The sequence below is a fragment of the Marinobacter alkalisoli genome (assembly GCF_045449855.1).
Lineage (GTDB): Bacteria > Pseudomonadota > Gammaproteobacteria > Pseudomonadales > Oleiphilaceae > Marinobacter.
In genome coordinates this window covers 36,025-54,746 of sequence record NZ_JBJJLC010000041.1, presented here as the reverse complement: position 1 = coordinate 54,746, position 18,722 = coordinate 36,025, and the positions used below count along the sequence as shown (strand labels likewise).

Below are 18,722 nucleotides of genomic sequence, written 5' to 3'. Positions count from 1 at the left end.
GGTTCGGGCTATTCACCACGCCAGGTCACACTGTAGAGGTCGTGACGGCGATCCTGAAGGTTTTTTACGGTGCCACTGTTGCGTGCGGTGATCAGTACCTCCGGTCGCAGATCAGCGAAAGCCACGGTTTCAACGTTTGGTTCAGTGTCCGCCGCGATGCCATCCCGGGCAAACGGGAAATCGCAGGGAGTAAGAATACAGCTCTGACCGTACTGGATTTCCATGTTCGGTACCTTCGGCAGGTTGCCGACATTACCGGACATCACCACATACACCTGATTCTCCACGGCCCGCGCCTGACAGCAATAACGCACCCGCAGGTAACTCTGGCGCTCGTCCGTACAGAACGGCACAAAGATGATGTGGACACCCTGATCCACCAGGTGCCGGGTCAGTTCCGGGAATTCCGCGTCGTAGCAGATCAGTACACCTATGGTGCCGCAGTCAGTCTCGATGGCGCTGACCCGGTTGCCTCCCTTCACGTTCCACCAAAAGGCCTCATTGGGAGTGGGGTGGATTTTGGGCTGGGTAAAGACCTGGCCGTCCCTGAGAAACACATGGGCCATGTTCCGAATGGCGCCATCGTCTTCGCGCACAGGGGTGGAGCCGGCGACAATATTGATATTGTGGCGCAGGGACAGATCCCGCATCAGTTCCCGGTAGCGTTCCGCATAGTGGGTGACTGCTGCAAACGCCTCTGCCGGGCTGCCCTTACGGGCTTCAATGGAAAGCAGCTGGAGAGTAAAAAGCTCAGGAAACACCACGAAATCGCCCTTGTAGGTGGATACGACATCCACGAAGTAACGAACAATCTCACTGAATTCATCAAACGAAGCCACGGGCCTTTGCTGGTACTGAACCGTGCCGATACGCACGGTATCCCGCATACGCTGGCCATACCGTTTGCGTTGTTCGTTGTCGCTGTTCCGGGATACTGTCGGATTGCGCCATATCAGGTGGACGCCATAGCCCATGGAATCATGATCGGCATCCAGATAATGAGGAATGATTCCGTGCACTTCGAAGCCCTGAAGGAGCTGAAAGGATAGCACCGGATCCTTTTGCTCCTTGCTCCTGATGGCTTCAACGTAATCCTCAACACTGCCAAACTTTTTCAGCCGCTGCCGCAGGCTGGGCAGGCGACCGGCAAACACCACACCTTGCAGTTTCAGCGCCTGGCATAACTGCTTGCGTTCGTTGTACAACCGCTCGCCAATACGGTATCCGCGGCACTCAGGATCCACACACACTTCCATGCCGTACAGCCAGTCACCTTCCGGGTCGTGCCGGGAGGCATAGCCATTACCGGTGATGGAAGTCCAGTCATGGGCTGCCAGGGCGATCTCTTCAGCAATGCGGAAAGTCGCGCAGTAACCCACCACCGTATCCCCCAGCATGGCGACAAACTGACCATCCGGAAAGGTATTGATCTGTCCGGTCAGCGGCCCCTTGGTATAGCCATACATGCCGGTGCCTTCATAGACACGGCGGCTGAGCTGGATGATGCCGGGAATATCCGCCAGCGTGGCATTACGCACAAACAGACGCAGATCAGGATCGGAAAACGGCGGGCACATAGACACCTCGGAAAAGGCGTTGATATGCCTTCATCTTTGGTGGCCATATGGGTTTTCGTCAAGGGAAATCGGTCAGCGCGGATCCGCCAACGGAAAGCGTTCGACCACCGAGTAGATGGATCCGCTGGGTCCCTGATTGCTTTCAAGCAGAAGGATCTCGGAAACCGCAAACTGCCCGAAAACCGAATCGCGATGATCATCCAGCAATGCCTCCACCGATCCCCGCTGTTTTTTAAATCTCGCCAGGGTGATATGGGGGCGAAACGGCCGACTCTCCGGCGCTATCCCGAGGCCTGCCATTCTGGTCTTGAGAGCGCTATGCAGCGCCGCAACGGGTTCCGGCGGCTGCACGCCCGCCCAAAGGTTTCTCGGGCTACGGGGCTGACCGAAACAGCCGAGACCGGTCACCTCAAGCTCAAAAGCTTCAACCGGGAGCCCCCTGACTGCATCGCACAGCCCCACAATCCTGCCCTGCTCAATATCTCCCAGGAACAGCAAGGTGATATGCAATTGCTCAGGGCTTTGCCATTTTGCGCCGGAAACCGGCGCAATCACCCCGAGCAAACGCTGTTTGAGGTCGGTCGGAATTTCCAGCCCGAAAAACAAACGGCTCATGGGAAGTGGTTCAGGCAACCCGGTTGAGCGTCACGTCGATGTTGCCACGTGTGGCATTGGAGTACGGGCACACCTTGTGGGCCTCGTCGATCAGCTGCTTTGCCTCAGCATCGTCCATACCCGGCAGGCTGATACGCAGTTCGACTTCAATACCAAAGCCACCCGGAATCTGGCCAATGCCCACGACACCCTCAATAGAGGCATCCTCTGGCATCTTGAGCTTGTCACGACCGGCCACGAACTTCATGGCTCCGATGAAACAGGCGGAGTAGCCGGCAGCAAACAGCTGCTCCGGGTTGGTGCCCTTGCCGCCGGCACCACCCAGTTCCTTCGGCGTCGTCAGTTCCACATCCAGGATGCCATCGGATGAAATAGCGCGGCCGTCACGACCACCGGTTGCTTCTGCGCTGGCTCGGTATGCGACTTGTTCAATTGACATGGTTTTCTCCTTTTCGCTGTGTGCGGACCTCTGACATGCCACTCGGGATGAGCAGCGTTCAGGTTGGCCCGGATTCAAGATGACTGTGCAATCGTTGCCTGAGAGCGTTGAGCTGGTTCTTCAGGTCCTCCAGTTCGGTCAGGGAACAGCCGGACGCCTCGGCCACATGCTCGGGCACCGGTTGCGCCCTGTCCCTCAGGCTGTGGCCCCTGGCCGTGAGATGGATCAGCACCTGCCGCTCGTCTTCCGGCGGCCGGGTACGGGTCAGCAGTTCCTGTTTTTCCAGACGTTTGATCAATGGCGTCAAGGTGCCGTAATCCAGGTGAAGACGCTCTTTCAGCGCCGACACCGTGATGCCGTCCTGTTCCCAAAGCACCAGCATCACCAGGTATTGGGGATAGGTCAGGCCAAGGTCAGACAGCACCGGTTTATAAAGTTTGGTCATGGCCAGCGAGGCGGAATACAGGGCAAAGCACATCTGCCTGTCCAACTTCAGCAGCTCACTTCCCGGTTCGCATGGCTGTGACGATTTCAGTTCTTTCATAATTAACTCACTCACGATTACCTCGTGTACGAGTTATCATAACCCATGGATCACTTGCCTGGGAAATTAATTTCTTAGTAAAGATTGAACAGCAACCATCCGAGAACGGCTAACACCAACAGAAACCAGCGCGCGTAAAAGTCCGGGCGGTCGTCATCATCCTCGGTCGCGACGTATCCGTGGCGGGTTGATTCGTATTCGGTGACCAGTTGCCGCGCACGGTAAAGGTCTTCGTCCTCCACATGAACGTTGCTGAAACCGGCAGCGCCGATTTCCCCCATGGCCCCCTGAAGATAGTGGCCACCCACGTAGGTTTCGATGCCATTGGCCTCAAGCAGGCCGGCCACAATGTGCGCCTCGGTAATATCCCGGGCCCTGTAGGCTATTTGCAACGCCCGCCTCCTTCTGTGACCTGGTCAGTACAGCACCCGCAAACATCGCCGGTCCTATTCCAAGCATAGTCCGCCAAGACAGACAGGACCAACAAACCCCAACAGATATGAGCCTGTAGTATCCCGTTAATACCCGCTCGCCGGGCACCGCTGCTACTGTTTCCTGACCTGGCAGGACAATCACAAGGAGATAGCCATGAGCGGGAAAACAGTCATGAGCGGGAAAACAGTCATGAGCGGAAAGAAAATTCTGATGATTACCGGTGACTTCACCGAGGACTACGAAACCATGGTGCCTTTCCAGGCGCTGCAGGCGGTCGGTCATACGGTTCATGCCGTCTGCCCGGACAAGAAAGCCGGCGATACCGTTGCCACCGCCATCCACGATTTTGAGGGCGACCAGACCTACACCGAGAAACCCGGCCACCGTTTTGCCCTGAATGCCGATTTCGAGGGAATCAACCCGGCGGATTACGACGCGCTGGTGGTTCCCGGTGGACGCGCCCCGGAATATTTGCGGCTGAACGACGATGTGAAGAATCTGGTACGACACTTTTTCGACAAGGAAAAGCCGGTTGCTGCCATCTGTCACGGCGCGCAACTGTTAGCGGCCGCAGGCGTCCTGAAAGGCCGCGAGTGCTCGGCCTACCCAGCCTGTCAGCCGGAAGTTGAACTCGCCGGAGGCCGGTTTGCCAGCATTGAGGTTGATCAGGCTGTCACCGATGCTAATCTGGTAACAGCACCCGCCTGGCCCGCCCATCCGGCCTGGCTGGCGCAGTTTTTCAAGTTACTGGACAACTAAGCCAATGGGGCCGGAATACCGGCCCCATTGGACACAGAACCGGAAACGCCCATGTGCAAGCTCTTCATCAACGCCGACCCCGAGCTGTGGGTCAGCAAGACCCACTCCCTTCGTATCGACGGGATGGTGACCAGCGTTCGCATGGAAAATGCCTTCTGGCATGTCCTCGCCGAACTGGCCGAACGGGACGGCATGAACCTGCCCCAGATGATCACCCGGCTTTATCACGAGTCCATCGATGCAGGGCATGACCTGGGGAATTTCACCTCGTTCCTGCGGGTCTGCGCGATGCGTTATCTGGAGCTGCAGTTAACCGGCGATGTCCCAAGGGACACCCGTGTGCCCATTGCCTCTCTGGATGCCGACCGGATCCTGGAGAAGAGCCCGGCGCCGGAGACCTTGTCCGCTCCGGGAGGTAAATCCACTCACTGATCCGGCATGGCATTCCAAACCGTAACCTGACATCCGATCGAAGGAATAATACAGTTGGAACACAGAACAGGCGGATCTGGGTTTCAATATGCGTGAATCGTTCCGATACATCCTTATCCTGGTCATATCAGCCCTTGTCCTGGGCGGGTGTGCCAGCCATCAGAGTCTGCCCGGGAGCACGGCTAATGTGCCCCACTCCTCGCCGACGGCTGCAGCACAGGAATCCGGCAAAGCGCAAAAACTCTGGCAGGTATTCGAGCGCTACCGGGGCACCCCTTATCAGTACGGCGGCACTTCCTCCAATGGCTTCGATTGTTCAGGCTTCATCCTGACCGCCTATCAGGAAGGACTGGGCAAGCAACTACCCAGAACCACCTCACAAATGCTGGCCAGCGGCGATGCCGTGCACCCTGGAAATATACAGCCTGGCGATCTCGTCTTTTTCCGCATTAGCGGCAAGGAGCAACACGCCGGCATTTACATGGGTGACAACCGCTTTATCCATGCCTCCACGTCAATCGGTGTGACCCAGTCGTCCATGAACGGCTATTATTGGAAAGGTCGCTTTACCCAGGCCCGACGCTTTGACTGACGCCGGAGCAACAAACCCCATGACACCCATCCGATCCCTCTGCTGTTACCTGGCCCTCCTTCCACTGGCCCTGCCGGCTGCAGCGGAGGTGGAGCTCACGCCGTTTGTCGGTTTCCGAATGGGCGGCGAATTCGACACCAGAAACGACACCGACGATTCCGAAAGCCGGGTGAAGCTGGATGACACGGTAAGTCAGGGCTTGTTGGTGAACATCGATCTGCAGGAACCGGGCAAGCAACTGGAACTGTACGTGGGGAGGCAGGACACAACGGCCGACATTCCGCAGGGGTTATTGTCGCCACCCCGTGACCGAGTGGATATCACGCTCTACCAGCTGCAATTTGGCGGACTGTATTTCCCCGGCGGCAAGACCACCGGCGGTTTTATTTCGGGCGTGGCAGGCGTGACCCGGCTCGACCCCAAACCTTCCGGTCTGGACACCCACCATCGGGCATCACTGACACTGGGCGGCGGATACAAGTTCCCGGTGACCGACCAGGTCCTGCTGCGACTGGACCTGCGTGGAATCTACACCGTGCTCGACAGCGGTGGCTCGGTGTTCTGCTCCGGCGGCTGCAACGTCCGGTTTGAAAGCAGCGGATATCTACAGGTCGAGGCGAGTGCCGGGTTGGCCGTGCGTTTCTGATCCGCCCTTTGAATTCTACAGACCACCGCCAATGGCAAGATGCACCGCAATAGCAGCCATCATTAGGCCAATAACACCATCAATCACCCGCCAGGCCATCGGCCGAGACAGAACCGGTGCCAGCGCCGATCCGCTCCATGCCAGCAGCCCGAACCAGATAATCGACGCACTGCTGGCGCCAGCGACAAAAGTGGTGGTGTCTTCCTGCTGGGCACCCACCGCCGGTATCAACACCAGGGTATCGAGATACACCTGAGGGTTCAGCAAAGTAACCGCCAGCGTGGTGAACAGCACGCCCTTCAGGCTTCGTTTTGTCACTTCTCCGGCTTCCAGAGCCACCCTGCCCCGACCGGCGCGAACGAATGCGTGGATAGCCAGCCAGCCAAGGAACGCAACCCCCAGCCAGCGCAGGATTTCCAAAGCCTGGGGCATGGCCATCAGCGCGGCGCTGACACCGAACATACCCAGGGTAAACAGGGTGACATCCGCTGCCATACACAGCCCGGCCGACCACCAATGGTGCTCCCGGCGAATCGCCTGGCTCAGTACAAAGGCATTCTGGGCTCCGATGGCGACAATGATGCCTCCGCACACGATCAAACCGGTCAGGTAACTCTCCAGCACGTTTAAACCTCCTTATCCAATAGCGCAAGATTACCGGGTTACCGCTATACTGGAAATTCATATTCATAATGCTGCATCAGTTTTTCTTATGATTGATTACAAACTGCTGGAAGCCCTCGCCACAGTGATCGAATGCGGTGGCTTTGAACGTGCCGGCGCGGCCCTGGGACTCAGTCAGTCGGCGGTTTCCCAGCGACTGCGCACACTGGAAATCCGGCTTGGCCAGCCCGTTCTGATTCGTAGCCCGGTTATCAAGGCCACCCCTGCCGGTCAGCGGCTGCTGAACCATGTGCAACAGGTGCAACTGCTGGAACGGGATCTGGCCGGGTCCATTCCGGCCCTGTCCGAACCAACGGCAAGGCTCCGCATTGCCCTGAACGCGGACAGCCTCGCCACCTGGTGGGCGAGCGCCATTGGAAAATTCTGCGCGGAGGAAGCGCTGCTTCTGGATATGGTGATCGAGGATCAGGACATTGGCCTGCGACGAATGCGCGAAGGCGATGTCGCCGCCTGTCTGTGCAGCAGCCCGCAACCGGTCGCCGGTGCCCGCTGCGTGCCAGTCGGCACAATGACCTACCTGCCACTGGCAACGCCGGCATACGTTCAGCGGTATTTCTCCAGCGGCTTTACGGCTGGCAATCTCGAATCCGCCCCGGCCATTGTGTTCGGCCCCAATGATCAGCTTCAGCACCGGTTTCTCGCCCAATGCGGCTACCATGGCCCGGTGCCCCACCATCTCTGCCCGTCCTCGGAAGGCTTCGTGAAGCTGGCCCTGGCGGGGATGGGGTACGGCATGATCCCCCAGGCCCAGGTACAACAGGAACTGGACAGGGGGCAGCTGGTCAGTATCACGCCCGGCCAATCCCTGGAGGTGCGGCTCTACTGGCATTTCTGGCGCCATGGCGGCGGTGTTATGGACCGCCTGACCACGGCCATTCAGTCCGCGAGCCCGCTCAATCGATAGCCGCTACGCCCTTCCCCGCCGCGCTGCTGCCGTTCATCATTGGCGGGGGTCGTCTTCAGGATTCAGGTATTCAATGCCCCAGGGGCCAGTTCCGTGGAGCTGGATAACCACATCTCCGTCGGTATAGCCGTACATCGGATCCCCGGGAGACATGATCGCCAGACTGCCCTCCGGCAGGGCCCTGGCGCTGTCGCGATCGAATTCCTCACCGTGGGCAAAGTAGAAGGTCCCGGACAACACCGTGACCCGCTCATAAGCCGGATGAATATGAGGCGCAATCACATAGTCCGCAGGTAACTTCAACCTCATGGTGAAGGGTTCGGCGGTTCCCAGGTCACCCTCCAGTACCGCAATCTGGGCGCCCGGGGCCATGGAGCCCACTGGTCCCCACTTCAGTTCATCCGGTGTAATCATTGTGTGCCCGTCTCCCATGTAGGGTGTTTCCGCCATCACGGCGGAACTCACGCCCATACAGAGAGCCAGGGCCGTTGCAGTGATCATTGTATTGGTAGCCATTGCATCTATCCTCCATGTAAGGGGTACCAACCGGGGATAACACCCGGCTGGCCACAAGGACGCATGGGCATATTGATTTGTTCCCCGATTTTTATCCGTTGCTGACGGGAACTTTCATTGGACTCTGCACGTCCCTGTGACATCTCCGGAGGGAGAACGTCATGGTAACGGCAACGCACACAGACAACCGCCCAAAGGCAGCACGACGGGCAATGTTCGAGCAGGAAATCCACAGGCTGATGGATCGTCTGTACGGGACAGCGTTGCGCCTGTCACGAAACCCGGATGACGCTGAGGATATCGTCGCCGAAACGGTGGCAACTGCCTGGAACAAGCTTGACCAGCTGACGGACATCACCCGGTTTGAAGGTTGGCTGTTCCGGATACTTAACCATACCTTTATCAACCAGTGGCGACGCCGCCAGTGCCGCCAGGAAAAGGAAGTGGCCCTGGAGACTGACGGGAACGAGGGTAATTTTTCACTGTTCGAGAAACTGCACCAGCCATTCCTGTTGTGGTGGGGCGCACCTGAGCAATCGTTCCTGAATCAGCTTCTAAAGAAGGATATCCAGGAGGCGCTGGATCAGCTGCCTGATGATTTTCGAGTTGTCATGGTCCTGGTGGAAATTGAAGGTTATAGCTATCACCAGACCGCAGAGCTGCTCGATATTCCCCTGGGCACCGTTCGCTCCCGACTCAACCGGGCCCGTGCCATGCTCCAGCACACTCTGTGGACCCAGGGGCGGGAAGCTGGCCTGACAACAACTTCCGGGAAGACAGGTCCCGGAAACGGAGGTGCGGTATGAGCGAAGACATTATCTCCTGTGAGGAGGTCATAGAACGGCTATTCGCGTACCTCGACAGCGAGCTCGATGACTTGACCCGGGCAGAAATCGATCGTCACCTCCGTCGCTGCCATGACTGCTTCAGCCGGAAAGAATTCGAAACGCGCCTGCGGGAAAAAATCGCCGCCAGCGGCACCGAAAAGGCGCCAGACCGGCTGAGGCAACGAGTGGAAGCACTGCTGGGCAATCGCTGAAGGGTAACGCAAGGAGCAGGAACCATGGTCGCGATCCTCGGGTATTCCAAAAGCCAGATCACCTCCGCCGTCCAGGACATGTACACCCAGGTCGCGGAGGCACCCCAATCTCCATTCCATTTTCCCGTGGGGCACCAGGCGCTCCGTGCCCTTGATTACCCCCAGAACCGCATCAAATTGCTACCGGAGGACATTGCCGCCTCCTTTGCGGGGGTTGGGTATCCCTTTAGCGGAAATGCCATCAGGGCCGGGGACACCACCCTGGATCTGGGTGCTGGGGCAGGCAATGACAGTTTTCTTGCACTGGACCTTGTCGGCCCCGATGGTCACGTCATATCGCTGGACCTGACCTCGGCCATGACGCGCAAACTGAAGCAGCGTGCTGAAACACAAGGCGCCAGTATCGATGTGATCCAGGCAACCGCCGAGCATCTTCCCTTTGCCAGCGGCAGTATCGACAGCATCACCAGCAACGGCGCCCTCAACCTTGTGCCCGACAAACGCAGGGCGATCGCGGAGATGTTTCGGGTCCTCAAACCCGGCGGCCGCCTACAGCTGGCCGACGTGGTCATCAATCGACCGGTTACGGTGGACTGCGATTCCGATCCCAGGTTATGGGTGGAGTGCGTGGTTGGCGCCACCGTCGAGGAAAACCTTCTGGCCATGCTGGGAGATGCCGGCTTTGAAGATATCAGGATCATCCGGCACATCGACTATTTCGCCCACAGCCCGAGCCATCAGACCCGGGAGGTGGCGCAGAGCTTTGGCGCCCGTTCAGTGGAAATCGCCGCGCGCAGGGGCGGCCAGGCTCCAGGACGACTGCAACAATGGTTGCGCAGGAGCCATCCCAGGCGCTGGCTGAGCGCGCTCAGGCAACAGGGATTTCTCGGCGTTACTGCCCTGATGCTGGCCTTGCTGACGTGCTACGGCCTGCTTGCTGCCACTATTCTGTTGGCAACACTGGGCGTTCAGCTGACGCTTGATCTCCAGCTTTGGTCAGGAGGCATCGGGATCTTTACGGCGCTGACCGTTCTCGCTGTGGCTGCGGGGAAACGACGCCATCACCGGATGATGCCTACCCTGATAGCCTTGGCGGGGGCTTGCCTCGTGTTCTTTGCCTTGTTTGTCTCCTACTGGTTTGTTGTGGAGCTGGCCGGTTTCATTCTGTTGATAGGTGCGGTATTCCGGGACCTGACACTTCGCCGGAGAGATGAGGCCCGGTGCCTGGGGCTCACTAGGGACTAACGTTAAACACTCCATGCACCACGGTTTCCCCGGAGGAGTCACTGCTCACGGCCGTGATCTGGTGCTGTCCGTCCAGGCCCTGGAGGTCAAATGGATAGGCGTTGCGGGGTGGCGTCAGGATGGTGCCCGCGAAATCCCAAGGTGCGTTGCCCTCCACCTTGATCGGTTTGGCTAGCCGATTGGGGTCGTCAAGGTAGAACGATACCTTCTCAATGCCAGCCGCCTCGGGGACAAAGACATAGACATTGCCGGACAGGGTTGTGCCATCCAGCGGAAACGCTGAGCTACGGTCCGGAGACAGGGATACCAGAAGTCCGGAGCTGGACTGCTGGCCATAGAACAGGTCAACGCTCACGGATTCCTGATCGCCGCTGTCCGCCAATACCGTGACCTGCCCATGATACTGCCCAGGGGACAGGTCGTTGACCTGCGCGGTCACGGTCAGGGTTTCCGGCAGGGTACCGGAGGACGGGCTGACCGTGAGCCAGCTTGCGTTGGTTTGGGCGGTATAGGCCAGCACCTGGCCGTCGGTCATTTGAGCCAGCACGCTGTCCTCCGCCATGGATTGCGGTGCTATCACCTGCAACGAAAGGCTGGGCGGGCTGACCGCCAGTTGAGGCGCATCATTGGCAACCTGGAAACTGGAATCCACTAGCACTTCCAGACCACTGCCCAGGGACAAGCGAGCACCCATTGCATGGCCGCCATCGGCCAGTGTCTCTGTGTCAAACGGGTAGGCACTGTCGTCCGGGGCGGTTCCTCCCAGATCAAACGGGGCTATGTTCTCTGTCTTGGTGACTGTGCCAGTTCCGGTGGGGTCATCCAGGTAGAAGCGCACCTTTTTGACGTCGGTATCCGGGCTGGTGAAGATATAGCGATTACCCTGCAACACGGCGCTTTCCAGGGGCTGGGCCGACAGCCGTTGTGGGTTATCGGCCACCCACAGGCTGTAGTCCGAGGAGCCAACCACCAGCGACACCGGCAACCAGGTAGCATTGTCAGCCCCATCCGAGAACTCCAGAACCCCACTGTACTTGCCCACGGCCAGCCCCTGGGCGTCGGCGGTGAGCTGGAGGTTTGCCGGCGTAGTGCCACTTACGGCGGACACCGACAGCCAACCCGGTATCTGGGTCACCTCGAATGGAATGGTTGTGCCATCGGCCGTCAGTTGCACCTCCAGGCTCTCCACTTCCCCGGGTTCCAGATTGAACGCAACTTGCGTAGGTTGGGCGGCGAATTCCGGGCCGCAGGTCTGGGTGGTATAGCGTACCCGGTCGATTCGCAGGGGCGGCGCCCCGTTACCCGCAACACCATGGATATCGACATCCAGCACCCCCGCCGAAGACACCGTCAAATGCGCGTAATGGTGCAGGGTATTGTCCCGTGTAACCGTCCAGTCAGGTGGCGGCGATGACGACCAGGGGGAAAACCCCTTGGAGATATTACTGAGCTTGCCACCGGGAGCCACCTTCAGCCAGGTAACCCCATCGTCCAGTGTATAGCAATGGCGATCAGTGGATGTCGGAGTATTATCGGCGGGCACGTTCTCCAACGGATAGGTTCGCTCATAGGATTGGTCGTGGGCAGTTAATACAACCTGCACGCCGGCGGCTTCGAACACAGGTCCCAGTTGGCCCCGCAATGTCAAGGCGGATGGATGATTCTTGCCATCGGAGAACGGAGCCGCATGAAAGAAAGGAATCAGCCAGCGCTGTCCCTGCTGGGAAGCAGCGGCCAGATCGGCGGCCAGCCAATCGAGCGCATCCTGGGGCAGGGTCTGGAATTCATCTACCCCGAATACCGCTACGAAATGGATGTCCCCAACATCGAAACTGTACATACGCCGGTTGTTCCAGCCGTCCGGCGTGGGGAAGTACTGCACCCAGGTGTCAAAGCCCTCACCCAGCACCTCCTCATGGTTGCCATATACCGGCATCATGGGCGTATTCCCCGCCACTGCCGCCATTTGATCAAACCAGGCGGCAATGGTGCGTTCCAGGGTGCCAAACCGCTTGTCGGTATCAAAATAGACGTAGTCACCGCCCAACAGCACCAACCGGGGCGACAGGGCAGCAATCTCCGCGATCACTTGCTCGGTCCCCGTTGCCAGGCCATCGGTACGGCCAACCAGCCCGGTATCCGCCACGAACACTGCGTCAAAATCCTGGGGCCCCGGAGCAGGCGCGGTCTGGCTTTGATAGACCTTGCTCCACACACTGTCCGCCAACGCCACGCGGAATTCATAGGGGGTATCGGGTATCAGCCCGGAAAGGGCAACCTTGAGATACCTGCCATCCGATGTTTGATGATTGAGCGAACCGCTGGCCTGAGCCCAGTCGGAATCACCGGTCATTCTGTAGCTCACCATGGCCGGCGCCGATGCATCCGGGGTGAACCAAACCAGGCTTAACGATGTGGCCGGGTCCGTTTGCCAACCGACATGCAGCTGCTGGGCCTCATCACCAGGCTCGGGGGCTGGCTGGTTCGTCACCTGCATGTCCACATCCAGGTTTTGTACGGTGACTCCGCCCTTGTTCAACTGGGCCCTCAGGGCGTAGGTGCCATCCAGCAGGTCTTGAGTGTCGAAGGGCAAGGCGAGTTTATCCGGGGTTGTACCCTCCAAGTCCCAGGGCACGTTGTTCTCGGTTTTAACCAGTGTGTTATCCAGGTAGAAGCGCACCTGGTCCATATCATCAGCGTCGGCCACAAAGACGTAGACCACGCCCGAGACTGGCCCGGATGCAACAGGTGTGGGAGCGCTGCGATCGGGGGATGTGGAGACCATCAATGAAGCGGCCTGCAGTGCGCTGGAAACCCCCATTATCAGGGAGATTGCAAGCGCCATGATCACCGGTAACCATTGCCGAATGTGGTTCATGACGCCCCTCTCCTTCAGCTTATCCGCAAAGAGACACTCTGGAAATACGGCAGCATATTCAGTGCCAGCGCTGCAACTGGCTGAACGCTATGGGGAAGGTCTTGGCGGGGTCGCCATTAGGCGAGTATTGTGTAAGAAAAACTGACATCGGGTGGTGGCTGAACACGACGCTGTCACAGCATTAGATCAACGGCTTACCTTGAAAGTTACCAACCCTATTTTGCAGTTACCGACTTTATTTCAATCCCATATAATGGCCAGGTATTACCGGCTAACGCACTGATCTCAAAAAGGACGACGAATTGGATCTGACAACGCCCGCCCTGCTGTTCCCTGCCATCTCCCTGCTGTTGCTCGCGTACACCAATCGCTTTCTGGTGCTGGCGCAGCTGATTCGTCAGCTCAGGCAAATGGATACCGAAGAGGACCATGCATTGATCGCCCGGCAGATCGGTATGTTGCGCAAGCGGATAGTGCTGACCAAGCGCATGCAGGCTTACGGCGTGCTCAGTTTCTTCCTCTGCACCGTCTCCATGTTCCTGCTCTTCCTGGGGGCTGGATTGGCCGGGGTGGTGGCTTTTGGCGCCAGCCTGGTGTTGCTGTCTTTTTCGCTGCTGTATTCCCTGTACGAGATACAGATTTCAACCAACGCCATCAACGTTGAGCTGGCCAGTTTCGAAGCCCGGAAAAGTACCGGCAGGGAAGATATCGACTATTCCTGATGCTCCGAGTGACCGGAACCCGCTTCCCTGACACCAAACCAGCGCGGAAAACGGAGCAGGCAGAACAGGGCTATCATGTCGTAGACCGCGTGCCAGATCATGACCAGCGCAATACTTTCAGACAGAACATAAGCCACACCCAGAATCAGCCCCAGCCCAGTGGCAATCAGGAAATAGGTGAACGACACATAGTGCACCAGGCCGAAGAATACCGAAGCCGCCAGTACCGCGACAGTGGCGTTGGTGTGTTCCAGCAACCAGCCCTGAACCGCGCCACGGAACAGCAATTCCTCGCCAATGCCCGCCAGTAACGACAGCACAATCAGCATGGTCCGCGAATAGCTGGACGCAAAGTTATACAGCCCCTGCATCTGCCGCTCCAGATTGTCCGGCAGTAATCCGGGAATCTGTGTGAATAAAAGCAGCGTGACATAAGTGAGCAGGGCGCCGATCGCGCCGTACAGGAGGCTGTGCCAGAGGCCAGGCCCCAGGAGCGGCACCGCGATATCGAAAATCAGAATGGCAACCAGGCCGAGCACGCCAATGGCGCCCTGGAACACCAGGGCTGCCATGGGGGAGATTCCGGATGTGCGCCGCCGGTTTCTCATAGGCATTTACTGCTCAAACAGCGGTTTTACCGGGAACAAAGCATCGTATTGGGGGGCCTGCTTCTGCGCTTTGGCCTGGAAGGATTTCATCATGTCGGTGGGGCGGAACATGCCGGCCTGCCATGTAGCCATATACTTCAGGCTGTCTTCCACGCTGTGATCACGGCTGTAGTTCAACATTTCCTTGCAGCCGGTGACCGCCAGCGGTGAGTTGGCTGCGATTTGCCCTGCCACCTTCATTACGGCCGCCAGCATCGCTTCCTGATCGGCGTAGACCGAATTCACAAATCCAAGGCTCCGGGCTTCTTCCGCCGAGAACTTGCGGCCGGTGTAAGCCAGCTCCCGAACCACTCCCTCCGGCATCAGTTTGGGCAGGCGCTGAAGGGTGCCGACGTCGGCTGTCATGCCCAGCTCGGTTTCCTTGATGGTGAAATAGGCATCTTCCGTGCAGTAACGGCTATCAGCCGCACAGACAAGATCGAGCGCGCCGCCGATGCAACCACCGTGGATGGCGGCCAGTACCGGCAGACGAATCTTTTCCAGCGATGTCAGGGTGTCCTGCAACTGCAACACGACCCGGCGCAGATTTTCCGCCATACGGCCGGGATCGCCGCTCATGGGTACGGATTTCGGGTCGCTGAATACGCTCAGATCCATCCCCGCGGAGAAATGCTTGCCAGTGGAGGAAATCACGATCACCCGTGCGTCGGTGTTGGCCTCGATATCCTGCATGCACTGTGGCAGTTCCAGCCAGAACGCCTTGTTCATGGTATTCAACGCTTCGGGGCGGCTGAACTGCACATGGGCGATGTGGTTGGACACCTCGATGGAAAAGCTCTGGTAAGTCGCAAGTTCTGACACGCGGCACTCCTTGTATGGGGATCGGATTCAGGTCTGGGGCAGATTAAACCATGTTACCGCGCCATTCACCCATAAGGATTCAATCCGTGACGCTTGCCCCGATCGTTAACGTTTTTTTCTGCGCGATCGCGGCGGACAATACCACCAGGTCAACACAACCAGCAGCCCGAACAGCGTATAGGCCAGGATGAACACCCACGCTGGCGCCTGGTAGTAGAGCAATTCCTGCAACCAGTACTGCACGAAGCTCCCGGAATAGCCCGCTTCACCGGCTTGCGAACGCAACCACACCTCCAGTGTGGTCAACGGACACAGAACGCCCAGCCACGCCTGCAGCACCACTATGGCAATGGCAACCACATGGGCAAGCCGGAACCACGGGTTCCTGACCCACCGCCAGCCCCGGAAATGGCCGGTGACAACCATGACCAGCCCGCCAACAACGAACAATACGACGGCCACGTGAATCGTCAGGACCGTATCGGCCAGGATCTGGTATGGCATGTCATTCCTGGCCCGACTTGCCGGGAGGCATGACCACCCACTCAGGGTCCTCAAACTCACCCAGCGGCCGGATCTCCACAAACGGCGCGGCGCTACGGATAATGTCGGTGATTCGTGGATCCTTGTCAGACTCCATCGCATCCCGCGCTTCCTTGCTTTCCCAAGTGGCGATGGCTATCAACGTGTCGGGATCACCAATCTTCCGGTGCAGTTCCGTCCCCCGGGCCCCGGGGGCCTGCTGGATCAGCTCACTCGCCCGTACCCAGGCATCTGCGTAGTCTTCAGCGGTGTAGCCATCGTTGATACGAACTTCAAAGATATACTTCATACAACCTCCCTTGGTATATGCCTATACGAAATAGCTTTGCATTCCGTTCCCACTGGGGTACAGTGAGTCCCGTTGGAAAGATAGAGCAAAGCATTTCATCAATAAGACGCATCTCTGTTGTAATAAGTAGTGCATCGTCCTGTTTTTGACCACGCCAGTTTTTTGTTTCCGCATTCCGCTGATCAGTCATCACGATGATGATCTGACGGCAAGTTAAATAATTGAATTCAGGATAGTTAAATATGTCTACTGTTACCGGTACTGTTAAGTTCTTCAACGAAGCAAAAGGCTTTGGCTTTATTACTCGTGAAGGCGGCCCGGACGTTTTTGTTCACTACAGCGCCATCCAGGGCGGCGGCTTCAAGACTCTGGCAGAAGGCCAGCAGGTTGATTTCACCGTAACTGAAGGCCAGAAAGGTCCTCAGGCGGAAAACGTAGTTGGCCTGTAAATAACAGCCAACACGTAGCAAAAAAGGCAGCCTCGGCTGCCTTTTTTTCGTTCAGCGAACGCCTATTTGCCCAGCAACTCCCCCACCGGGCGCAAGTTGACGATATGATCGCACAGAGACTTGGCGATCATCAGAATGGGAGTGGCAACAATTAACCCGACCGCCCCCCAGATCCAACCCCAGAACAGCAGACCGATAAAGATCGAAACGGTGTTCAGACTGGATACCTTGCTGGTCATCCACGGTGTCATCAGGTTGCCCTGAATACTGGTAATAATCAGGGAGACCACCGCAACAATGATTGCCATATCAGGCGTTCCAAACTGAAGGAAAGCCGCCAGCCCGCACCCGATAAACACCAGAAACGGACCCAGGTAAGGAATGGCACTGGCCACCCCCGCCGTGACACCCCACAACCCTGCCTCCTCAACCCCCAAAGCGAGGAATGCCAGCCAGGTAACCAGGCCGACAAACAGGGCACCGACCAGCATCACGAACAGAAACCGCCGGACCTGATGATGAAATTCGCTCATGAGACGTGCTGCATTGCGCATCCGGCGGAACGAAGGCCCGGACAATCGTATGATTTTTCTGCGATACAATTTGCCGATGGACAACTGGAAATACACCAGTAACAGTACGGAAAACAGCTGGGATATGAGCAGCAGGGCTGATGATGAGCCCCGCAGCAGGTAGTTCCTGAGGTTAAAGGAGTCGTCGACAATTCGCACGGGAGTGACCCCGGGTTCGGACTCTTCCTCGTTCTCGTCTTCTGCGGTGGATTCTATTTCCTTGACCGCCTTTTCTGCTTTCTCCAGCATATCCTCTTCGCCGGTCACCGCTGCGCTGGCCCGTATCTGTTTTACTTTCTGGGCCGCCAACGGCACCTTGTCCAGCATAGACATGGCCTCACGCTGGAGAGGGATGCTGGCGATCGACACCATGGCAATCAGGCTCAAAAGAATAATGGCCGCGCCGATAGCCCGGGGAATCCGAAGCCGCTCCAGGGCAGACACCAGCGGGTCAAGGGCGTAGGAAACCAGCACCGCAACCACCAGCGGCAGCAGGATGGCCTCTGCCCAGTCAATGAAGTACACCGTCGCGACAGTCGCAATCACGACCAGGGCGGCATCCCTTATATTGATTTTCCCCGTCAAGCCCCCCTGTTCCGGAGCTGAAGGTCCCCTCTCAGTGTCTGTCATGGGGTTCGTCCTTCCCACCCGCCCTAGCAACTATTACCAGGGCAACAGCTCCCCATTGCTGTGCCAGAATGAACCTGTGTTATCCAGGTCCAGCTCCTCAATCCGTTCAGCCAGGCCTTTCGCGGATTCCGTGGGCGTGATCAACCCACCGAAATTCACCATGCGGGTTTTGACATAGCCCGGGTGCAACAAGGCAACGGCAATACCTTTTGGTTGCAGATCCACAGCCAGGGATTTACCAAAGGCGTTCAACGCCGCCTTTGACGCGCGGTAACCGTAGCGACCACCGGAATCGTTGTCGGCAATTGAGCCCATGCGGCTGGTTATGTTGGCAATCTTGCCGCCGTAGGGAATCTGGCCCACCAATGCCTCGGCCACACGCAACGGCGCGTAGGCATTGATTTCCATCTGGGTACGGATGGAGTCGAAGTCGATACTGCCCAGCTTTTCATCCTGCAACAGGCCGGCATTATTGATCAGCAGGTCAATGGTCTGGCCTTCCAGTTCGCTCACCAGCTTCCGGATACCGTCGTCCGAGGTGACATCCACGCCCTCAATGACCTTGGCAGCCGTCTCCTGCAATTCCGCGGAGGCCTCACGGCATATTCCAATCACCCGGCAGCCTTGACCGGCGTAATGTCGAGCCAGTTCAAGGCCGATACCACGATTGGCACCGGTAATAACCACCGTCTGATTCTCTGACATATCCCTTTTCCTCCTGCAGACTCATTGATGCGCCAAGA

Annotated in this window: 24 protein-coding genes; 10 read left to right on the top strand and 14 right to left on the bottom strand. The window is 57.9% G+C overall.

Translation table 11 applies throughout. The features are described from left to right. Window positions 1-8: 8 nt before the first annotated feature. From ACJO5Y_RS15875 to ACJO5Y_RS15855, 5 genes are all read right to left on the bottom strand, one after another. Entirely contained in the window at window positions 9-1,577 is a 1,569-nt protein-coding gene (locus tag ACJO5Y_RS15875; RefSeq protein WP_406988562.1) for a nitrilase-related carbon-nitrogen hydrolase, read from the bottom strand. A 72-nt stretch (window positions 1,578-1,649) separates the two neighbouring features. After that, on the bottom strand, window positions 1,650-2,192 hold the full coding sequence (gene thpR, locus ACJO5Y_RS15870; protein ID WP_406988561.1) for an RNA 2',3'-cyclic phosphodiesterase: 543 nt from the start codon (window positions 2,190-2,192) through the stop codon (window positions 1,650-1,652). A 10-nt stretch (window positions 2,193-2,202) separates the two neighbouring features. Further along, the gene (locus ACJO5Y_RS15865) at window positions 2,203-2,631 is read right to left on the bottom strand and encodes an organic hydroperoxide resistance protein (RefSeq protein ID WP_406988559.1); all 429 of its coding nucleotides are present in this window, start codon (window positions 2,629-2,631) and stop codon (window positions 2,203-2,205) included. A 58-nt stretch (window positions 2,632-2,689) separates the two neighbouring features. Then, entirely contained in the window at window positions 2,690-3,175 is a 486-nt protein-coding gene (locus tag ACJO5Y_RS15860) for a MarR family winged helix-turn-helix transcriptional regulator (RefSeq protein WP_406988557.1), read from the bottom strand. A gap of 74 nt (window positions 3,176-3,249) precedes the next feature. After that, a complete protein-coding gene (locus ACJO5Y_RS15855; RefSeq protein WP_406988556.1) occupies window positions 3,250-3,567 on the bottom strand; it encodes a putative signal transducing protein in 318 nt (105 codons plus the stop codon). A 232-nt stretch (window positions 3,568-3,799) separates the two neighbouring features. Here ACJO5Y_RS15855 and ACJO5Y_RS15850 point away from each other — a divergent pair, with 232 nt between their 5' ends. The 4 genes from ACJO5Y_RS15850 (at window position 3,800) to ACJO5Y_RS15835 (ending at window position 6,039) form a co-directional block, all read left to right on the top strand. Then, window positions 3,800-4,369: a DJ-1/PfpI family protein gene (locus ACJO5Y_RS15850; RefSeq protein ID WP_406988715.1), complete on the top strand. Its 570-nt coding sequence runs from the start codon at window positions 3,800-3,802 to the stop codon at window positions 4,367-4,369. A gap of 51 nt (window positions 4,370-4,420) precedes the next feature. Next, window positions 4,421-4,801 carry a ribbon-helix-helix domain-containing protein gene (locus tag ACJO5Y_RS15845; protein ID WP_406988554.1) on the top strand — a complete coding sequence of 127 codons (381 nt, stop codon included), beginning with the start codon at window positions 4,421-4,423 and terminating at the stop codon, window positions 4,799-4,801. Between the two features lie 88 nt (window positions 4,802-4,889). Beyond that, on the top strand, window positions 4,890-5,393 hold the full coding sequence (locus ACJO5Y_RS15840) for an NlpC/P60 family protein (protein ID WP_406988553.1): 504 nt from the start codon (window positions 4,890-4,892) through the stop codon (window positions 5,391-5,393). 19 nt (window positions 5,394-5,412) lie between these two features. Next, window positions 5,413-6,039: a porin family protein gene (locus ACJO5Y_RS15835; RefSeq protein ID WP_406988551.1), complete on the top strand. Its 627-nt coding sequence runs from the start codon at window positions 5,413-5,415 to the stop codon at window positions 6,037-6,039. A gap of 15 nt (window positions 6,040-6,054) precedes the next feature. On the opposite strand, the gene ACJO5Y_RS15830 is transcribed toward ACJO5Y_RS15835, so the two are convergent. Continuing rightward, on the bottom strand, window positions 6,055-6,663 hold the full coding sequence (locus ACJO5Y_RS15830; RefSeq protein ID WP_406988549.1) for a LysE/ArgO family amino acid transporter: 609 nt from the start codon (window positions 6,661-6,663) through the stop codon (window positions 6,055-6,057). Window positions 6,664-6,751: 88 nt separating this feature from the next. On the opposite strand from ACJO5Y_RS15830, the gene ACJO5Y_RS15825 reads away from it, so the two are divergent. Beyond that, window positions 6,752-7,627, top strand: coding sequence for a LysR family transcriptional regulator ArgP (locus tag ACJO5Y_RS15825; RefSeq protein WP_406988548.1), 876 nt, complete (start codon window positions 6,752-6,754; stop codon window positions 7,625-7,627). 36 nt (window positions 7,628-7,663) lie between these two features. Here the strand turns inward: ACJO5Y_RS15825 and ACJO5Y_RS15820 are convergent, their stop codons facing one another. After that, on the bottom strand, window positions 7,664-8,143 hold the full coding sequence (locus tag ACJO5Y_RS15820) for a cupin domain-containing protein (RefSeq protein WP_406988547.1): 480 nt from the start codon (window positions 8,141-8,143) through the stop codon (window positions 7,664-7,666). Between the two features lie 161 nt (window positions 8,144-8,304). Between ACJO5Y_RS15820 and ACJO5Y_RS15815 the strand changes: the two genes are divergently transcribed. The 3 genes from ACJO5Y_RS15815 to ACJO5Y_RS15805 are packed head-to-tail and all read left to right on the top strand — an operon-like array spanning window position 8,305 to window position 10,427. Next, entirely contained in the window at window positions 8,305-8,949 is a 645-nt protein-coding gene (locus tag ACJO5Y_RS15815) for a sigma-70 family RNA polymerase sigma factor (RefSeq protein WP_406988546.1), read from the top strand. Further along, a complete protein-coding gene (rsrA, locus tag ACJO5Y_RS15810) occupies window positions 8,946-9,182 on the top strand; it encodes a mycothiol system anti-sigma-R factor (protein ID WP_406988544.1) in 237 nt (78 codons plus the stop codon). The genes ACJO5Y_RS15815 and rsrA overlap by 4 nt, the downstream gene beginning before the upstream one ends. A gap of 24 nt (window positions 9,183-9,206) precedes the next feature. Continuing rightward, window positions 9,207-10,427, top strand: coding sequence for a MerC family mercury resistance protein (locus tag ACJO5Y_RS15805; protein ID WP_406988543.1), 1,221 nt, complete (start codon window positions 9,207-9,209; stop codon window positions 10,425-10,427). Here the strand turns inward: ACJO5Y_RS15805 and ACJO5Y_RS15800 are convergent. Further along, window positions 10,417-13,305 (bottom strand): BACON domain-containing protein, encoded by a 2,889-nt coding sequence (locus ACJO5Y_RS15800; RefSeq protein WP_406988542.1) that lies wholly within the window; start codon window positions 13,303-13,305, stop codon window positions 10,417-10,419. The two genes, ACJO5Y_RS15805 and ACJO5Y_RS15800, sit on opposite strands and share 11 nt — an antisense overlap. Before the next feature lie 302 nt (window positions 13,306-13,607). On the opposite strand from ACJO5Y_RS15800, the gene ACJO5Y_RS15795 reads away from it, so the two are divergent. After that, window positions 13,608-14,027: a DUF2721 domain-containing protein gene (locus tag ACJO5Y_RS15795; RefSeq protein ID WP_406988540.1), complete on the top strand. Its 420-nt coding sequence runs from the start codon at window positions 13,608-13,610 to the stop codon at window positions 14,025-14,027. Here ACJO5Y_RS15795 and ACJO5Y_RS15790 read toward each other — a convergent pair. From ACJO5Y_RS15790 to ACJO5Y_RS15775, 4 genes are all read right to left on the bottom strand, one after another. Then, complete coding sequence (locus ACJO5Y_RS15790; protein WP_406988539.1) at window positions 14,018-14,641, bottom strand: CPBP family intramembrane glutamic endopeptidase; 624 nt, start codon at window positions 14,639-14,641, stop codon at window positions 14,018-14,020. The two genes, ACJO5Y_RS15795 and ACJO5Y_RS15790, sit on opposite strands and share 10 nt — an antisense overlap. Beyond that, a complete protein-coding gene (locus ACJO5Y_RS15785) occupies window positions 14,642-15,496 on the bottom strand; it encodes a crotonase/enoyl-CoA hydratase family protein (protein WP_406988537.1) in 855 nt (284 codons plus the stop codon). A 105-nt stretch (window positions 15,497-15,601) separates the two neighbouring features. Then, on the bottom strand, window positions 15,602-16,000 hold the full coding sequence (locus tag ACJO5Y_RS15780) for a DUF2784 domain-containing protein (RefSeq protein WP_406988536.1): 399 nt from the start codon (window positions 15,998-16,000) through the stop codon (window positions 15,602-15,604). Window position 16,001: 1 nt separating this feature from the next. Further along, a complete protein-coding gene (locus tag ACJO5Y_RS15775; protein WP_406988535.1) occupies window positions 16,002-16,328 on the bottom strand; it encodes an antibiotic biosynthesis monooxygenase family protein in 327 nt (108 codons plus the stop codon). 242 nt (window positions 16,329-16,570) lie between these two features. Between ACJO5Y_RS15775 and ACJO5Y_RS15770 the strand changes: the two genes are divergently transcribed. Further along, a complete protein-coding gene (locus ACJO5Y_RS15770) occupies window positions 16,571-16,777 on the top strand; it encodes a cold-shock protein (RefSeq protein ID WP_406988534.1) in 207 nt (68 codons plus the stop codon). A 62-nt stretch (window positions 16,778-16,839) separates the two neighbouring features. Here the strand turns inward: ACJO5Y_RS15770 and ACJO5Y_RS15765 are convergent, their stop codons facing one another. Together ACJO5Y_RS15765 and ACJO5Y_RS15760 are read right to left on the bottom strand one after the other, a co-directional pair. Next, the gene (locus ACJO5Y_RS15765) at window positions 16,840-17,979 is read right to left on the bottom strand and encodes an AI-2E family transporter (protein WP_406988533.1); all 1,140 of its coding nucleotides are present in this window, start codon (window positions 17,977-17,979) and stop codon (window positions 16,840-16,842) included. A 33-nt stretch (window positions 17,980-18,012) separates the two neighbouring features. Beyond that, window positions 18,013-18,684, bottom strand: a complete 672-nt coding sequence (locus ACJO5Y_RS15760) for an SDR family oxidoreductase (protein WP_406988531.1) — start codon at window positions 18,682-18,684, stop codon at window positions 18,013-18,015. Window positions 18,685-18,722: the final 38 nt, after the last annotated feature.

What these genes read in the sequence shown, in the direction of transcription:
- ACJO5Y_RS15875 (WP_406988562.1), bottom strand. Translation starts at nt 1,577, where the DNA reads ATGTGCCCGCCGTTTTCCGATCCTGATCTGCGTCTGTTTGTGCGTAAT.
- thpR (WP_406988561.1), bottom strand. Translation starts at nt 2,192, where the DNA reads ATGAGCCGTTTGTTTTTCGGGCTGGAAATTCCGACCGACCTCAAACAG.
- ACJO5Y_RS15865 (WP_406988559.1), bottom strand. Translation starts at nt 2,631, where the DNA reads ATGTCAATTGAACAAGTCGCATACCGAGCCAGCGCAGAAGCAACCGGT.
- ACJO5Y_RS15860 (WP_406988557.1), bottom strand. Translation starts at nt 3,175, where the DNA reads ATGAAAGAACTGAAATCGTCACAGCCATGCGAACCGGGAAGTGAGCTG.
- ACJO5Y_RS15850 (WP_406988715.1), top strand. Translation starts at nt 3,800, where the DNA reads ATGAGCGGAAAGAAAATTCTGATGATTACCGGTGACTTCACCGAGGAC.
- ACJO5Y_RS15845 (WP_406988554.1), top strand. Translation starts at nt 4,421, where the DNA reads ATGTGCAAGCTCTTCATCAACGCCGACCCCGAGCTGTGGGTCAGCAAG.
- ACJO5Y_RS15840 (WP_406988553.1), top strand. Translation starts at nt 4,890, where the DNA reads ATGCGTGAATCGTTCCGATACATCCTTATCCTGGTCATATCAGCCCTT.
- ACJO5Y_RS15835 (WP_406988551.1), top strand. Translation starts at nt 5,413, where the DNA reads ATGACACCCATCCGATCCCTCTGCTGTTACCTGGCCCTCCTTCCACTG.
- ACJO5Y_RS15825 (WP_406988548.1), top strand. Translation starts at nt 6,752, where the DNA reads ATGATTGATTACAAACTGCTGGAAGCCCTCGCCACAGTGATCGAATGC.
- ACJO5Y_RS15820 (WP_406988547.1), bottom strand. Translation starts at nt 8,143, where the DNA reads ATGGCTACCAATACAATGATCACTGCAACGGCCCTGGCTCTCTGTATG.
- ACJO5Y_RS15815 (WP_406988546.1), top strand. Translation starts at nt 8,305, where the DNA reads ATGGTAACGGCAACGCACACAGACAACCGCCCAAAGGCAGCACGACGG.
- rsrA (WP_406988544.1), top strand. Translation starts at nt 8,946, where the DNA reads ATGAGCGAAGACATTATCTCCTGTGAGGAGGTCATAGAACGGCTATTC.
- ACJO5Y_RS15805 (WP_406988543.1), top strand. Translation starts at nt 9,207, where the DNA reads ATGGTCGCGATCCTCGGGTATTCCAAAAGCCAGATCACCTCCGCCGTC.
- ACJO5Y_RS15800 (WP_406988542.1), bottom strand. Translation starts at nt 13,305, where the DNA reads ATGAACCACATTCGGCAATGGTTACCGGTGATCATGGCGCTTGCAATC.
- ACJO5Y_RS15790 (WP_406988539.1), bottom strand. Translation starts at nt 14,641, where the DNA reads ATGCCTATGAGAAACCGGCGGCGCACATCCGGAATCTCCCCCATGGCA.
- ACJO5Y_RS15780 (WP_406988536.1), bottom strand. Translation starts at nt 16,000, where the DNA reads ATGCCATACCAGATCCTGGCCGATACGGTCCTGACGATTCACGTGGCC.
- ACJO5Y_RS15775 (WP_406988535.1), bottom strand. Translation starts at nt 16,328, where the DNA reads ATGAAGTATATCTTTGAAGTTCGTATCAACGATGGCTACACCGCTGAA.
- ACJO5Y_RS15770 (WP_406988534.1), top strand. Translation starts at nt 16,571, where the DNA reads ATGTCTACTGTTACCGGTACTGTTAAGTTCTTCAACGAAGCAAAAGGC.
- ACJO5Y_RS15765 (WP_406988533.1), bottom strand. Translation starts at nt 17,979, where the DNA reads ATGACAGACACTGAGAGGGGACCTTCAGCTCCGGAACAGGGGGGCTTG.
- ACJO5Y_RS15760 (WP_406988531.1), bottom strand. Translation starts at nt 18,684, where the DNA reads ATGTCAGAGAATCAGACGGTGGTTATTACCGGTGCCAATCGTGGTATC.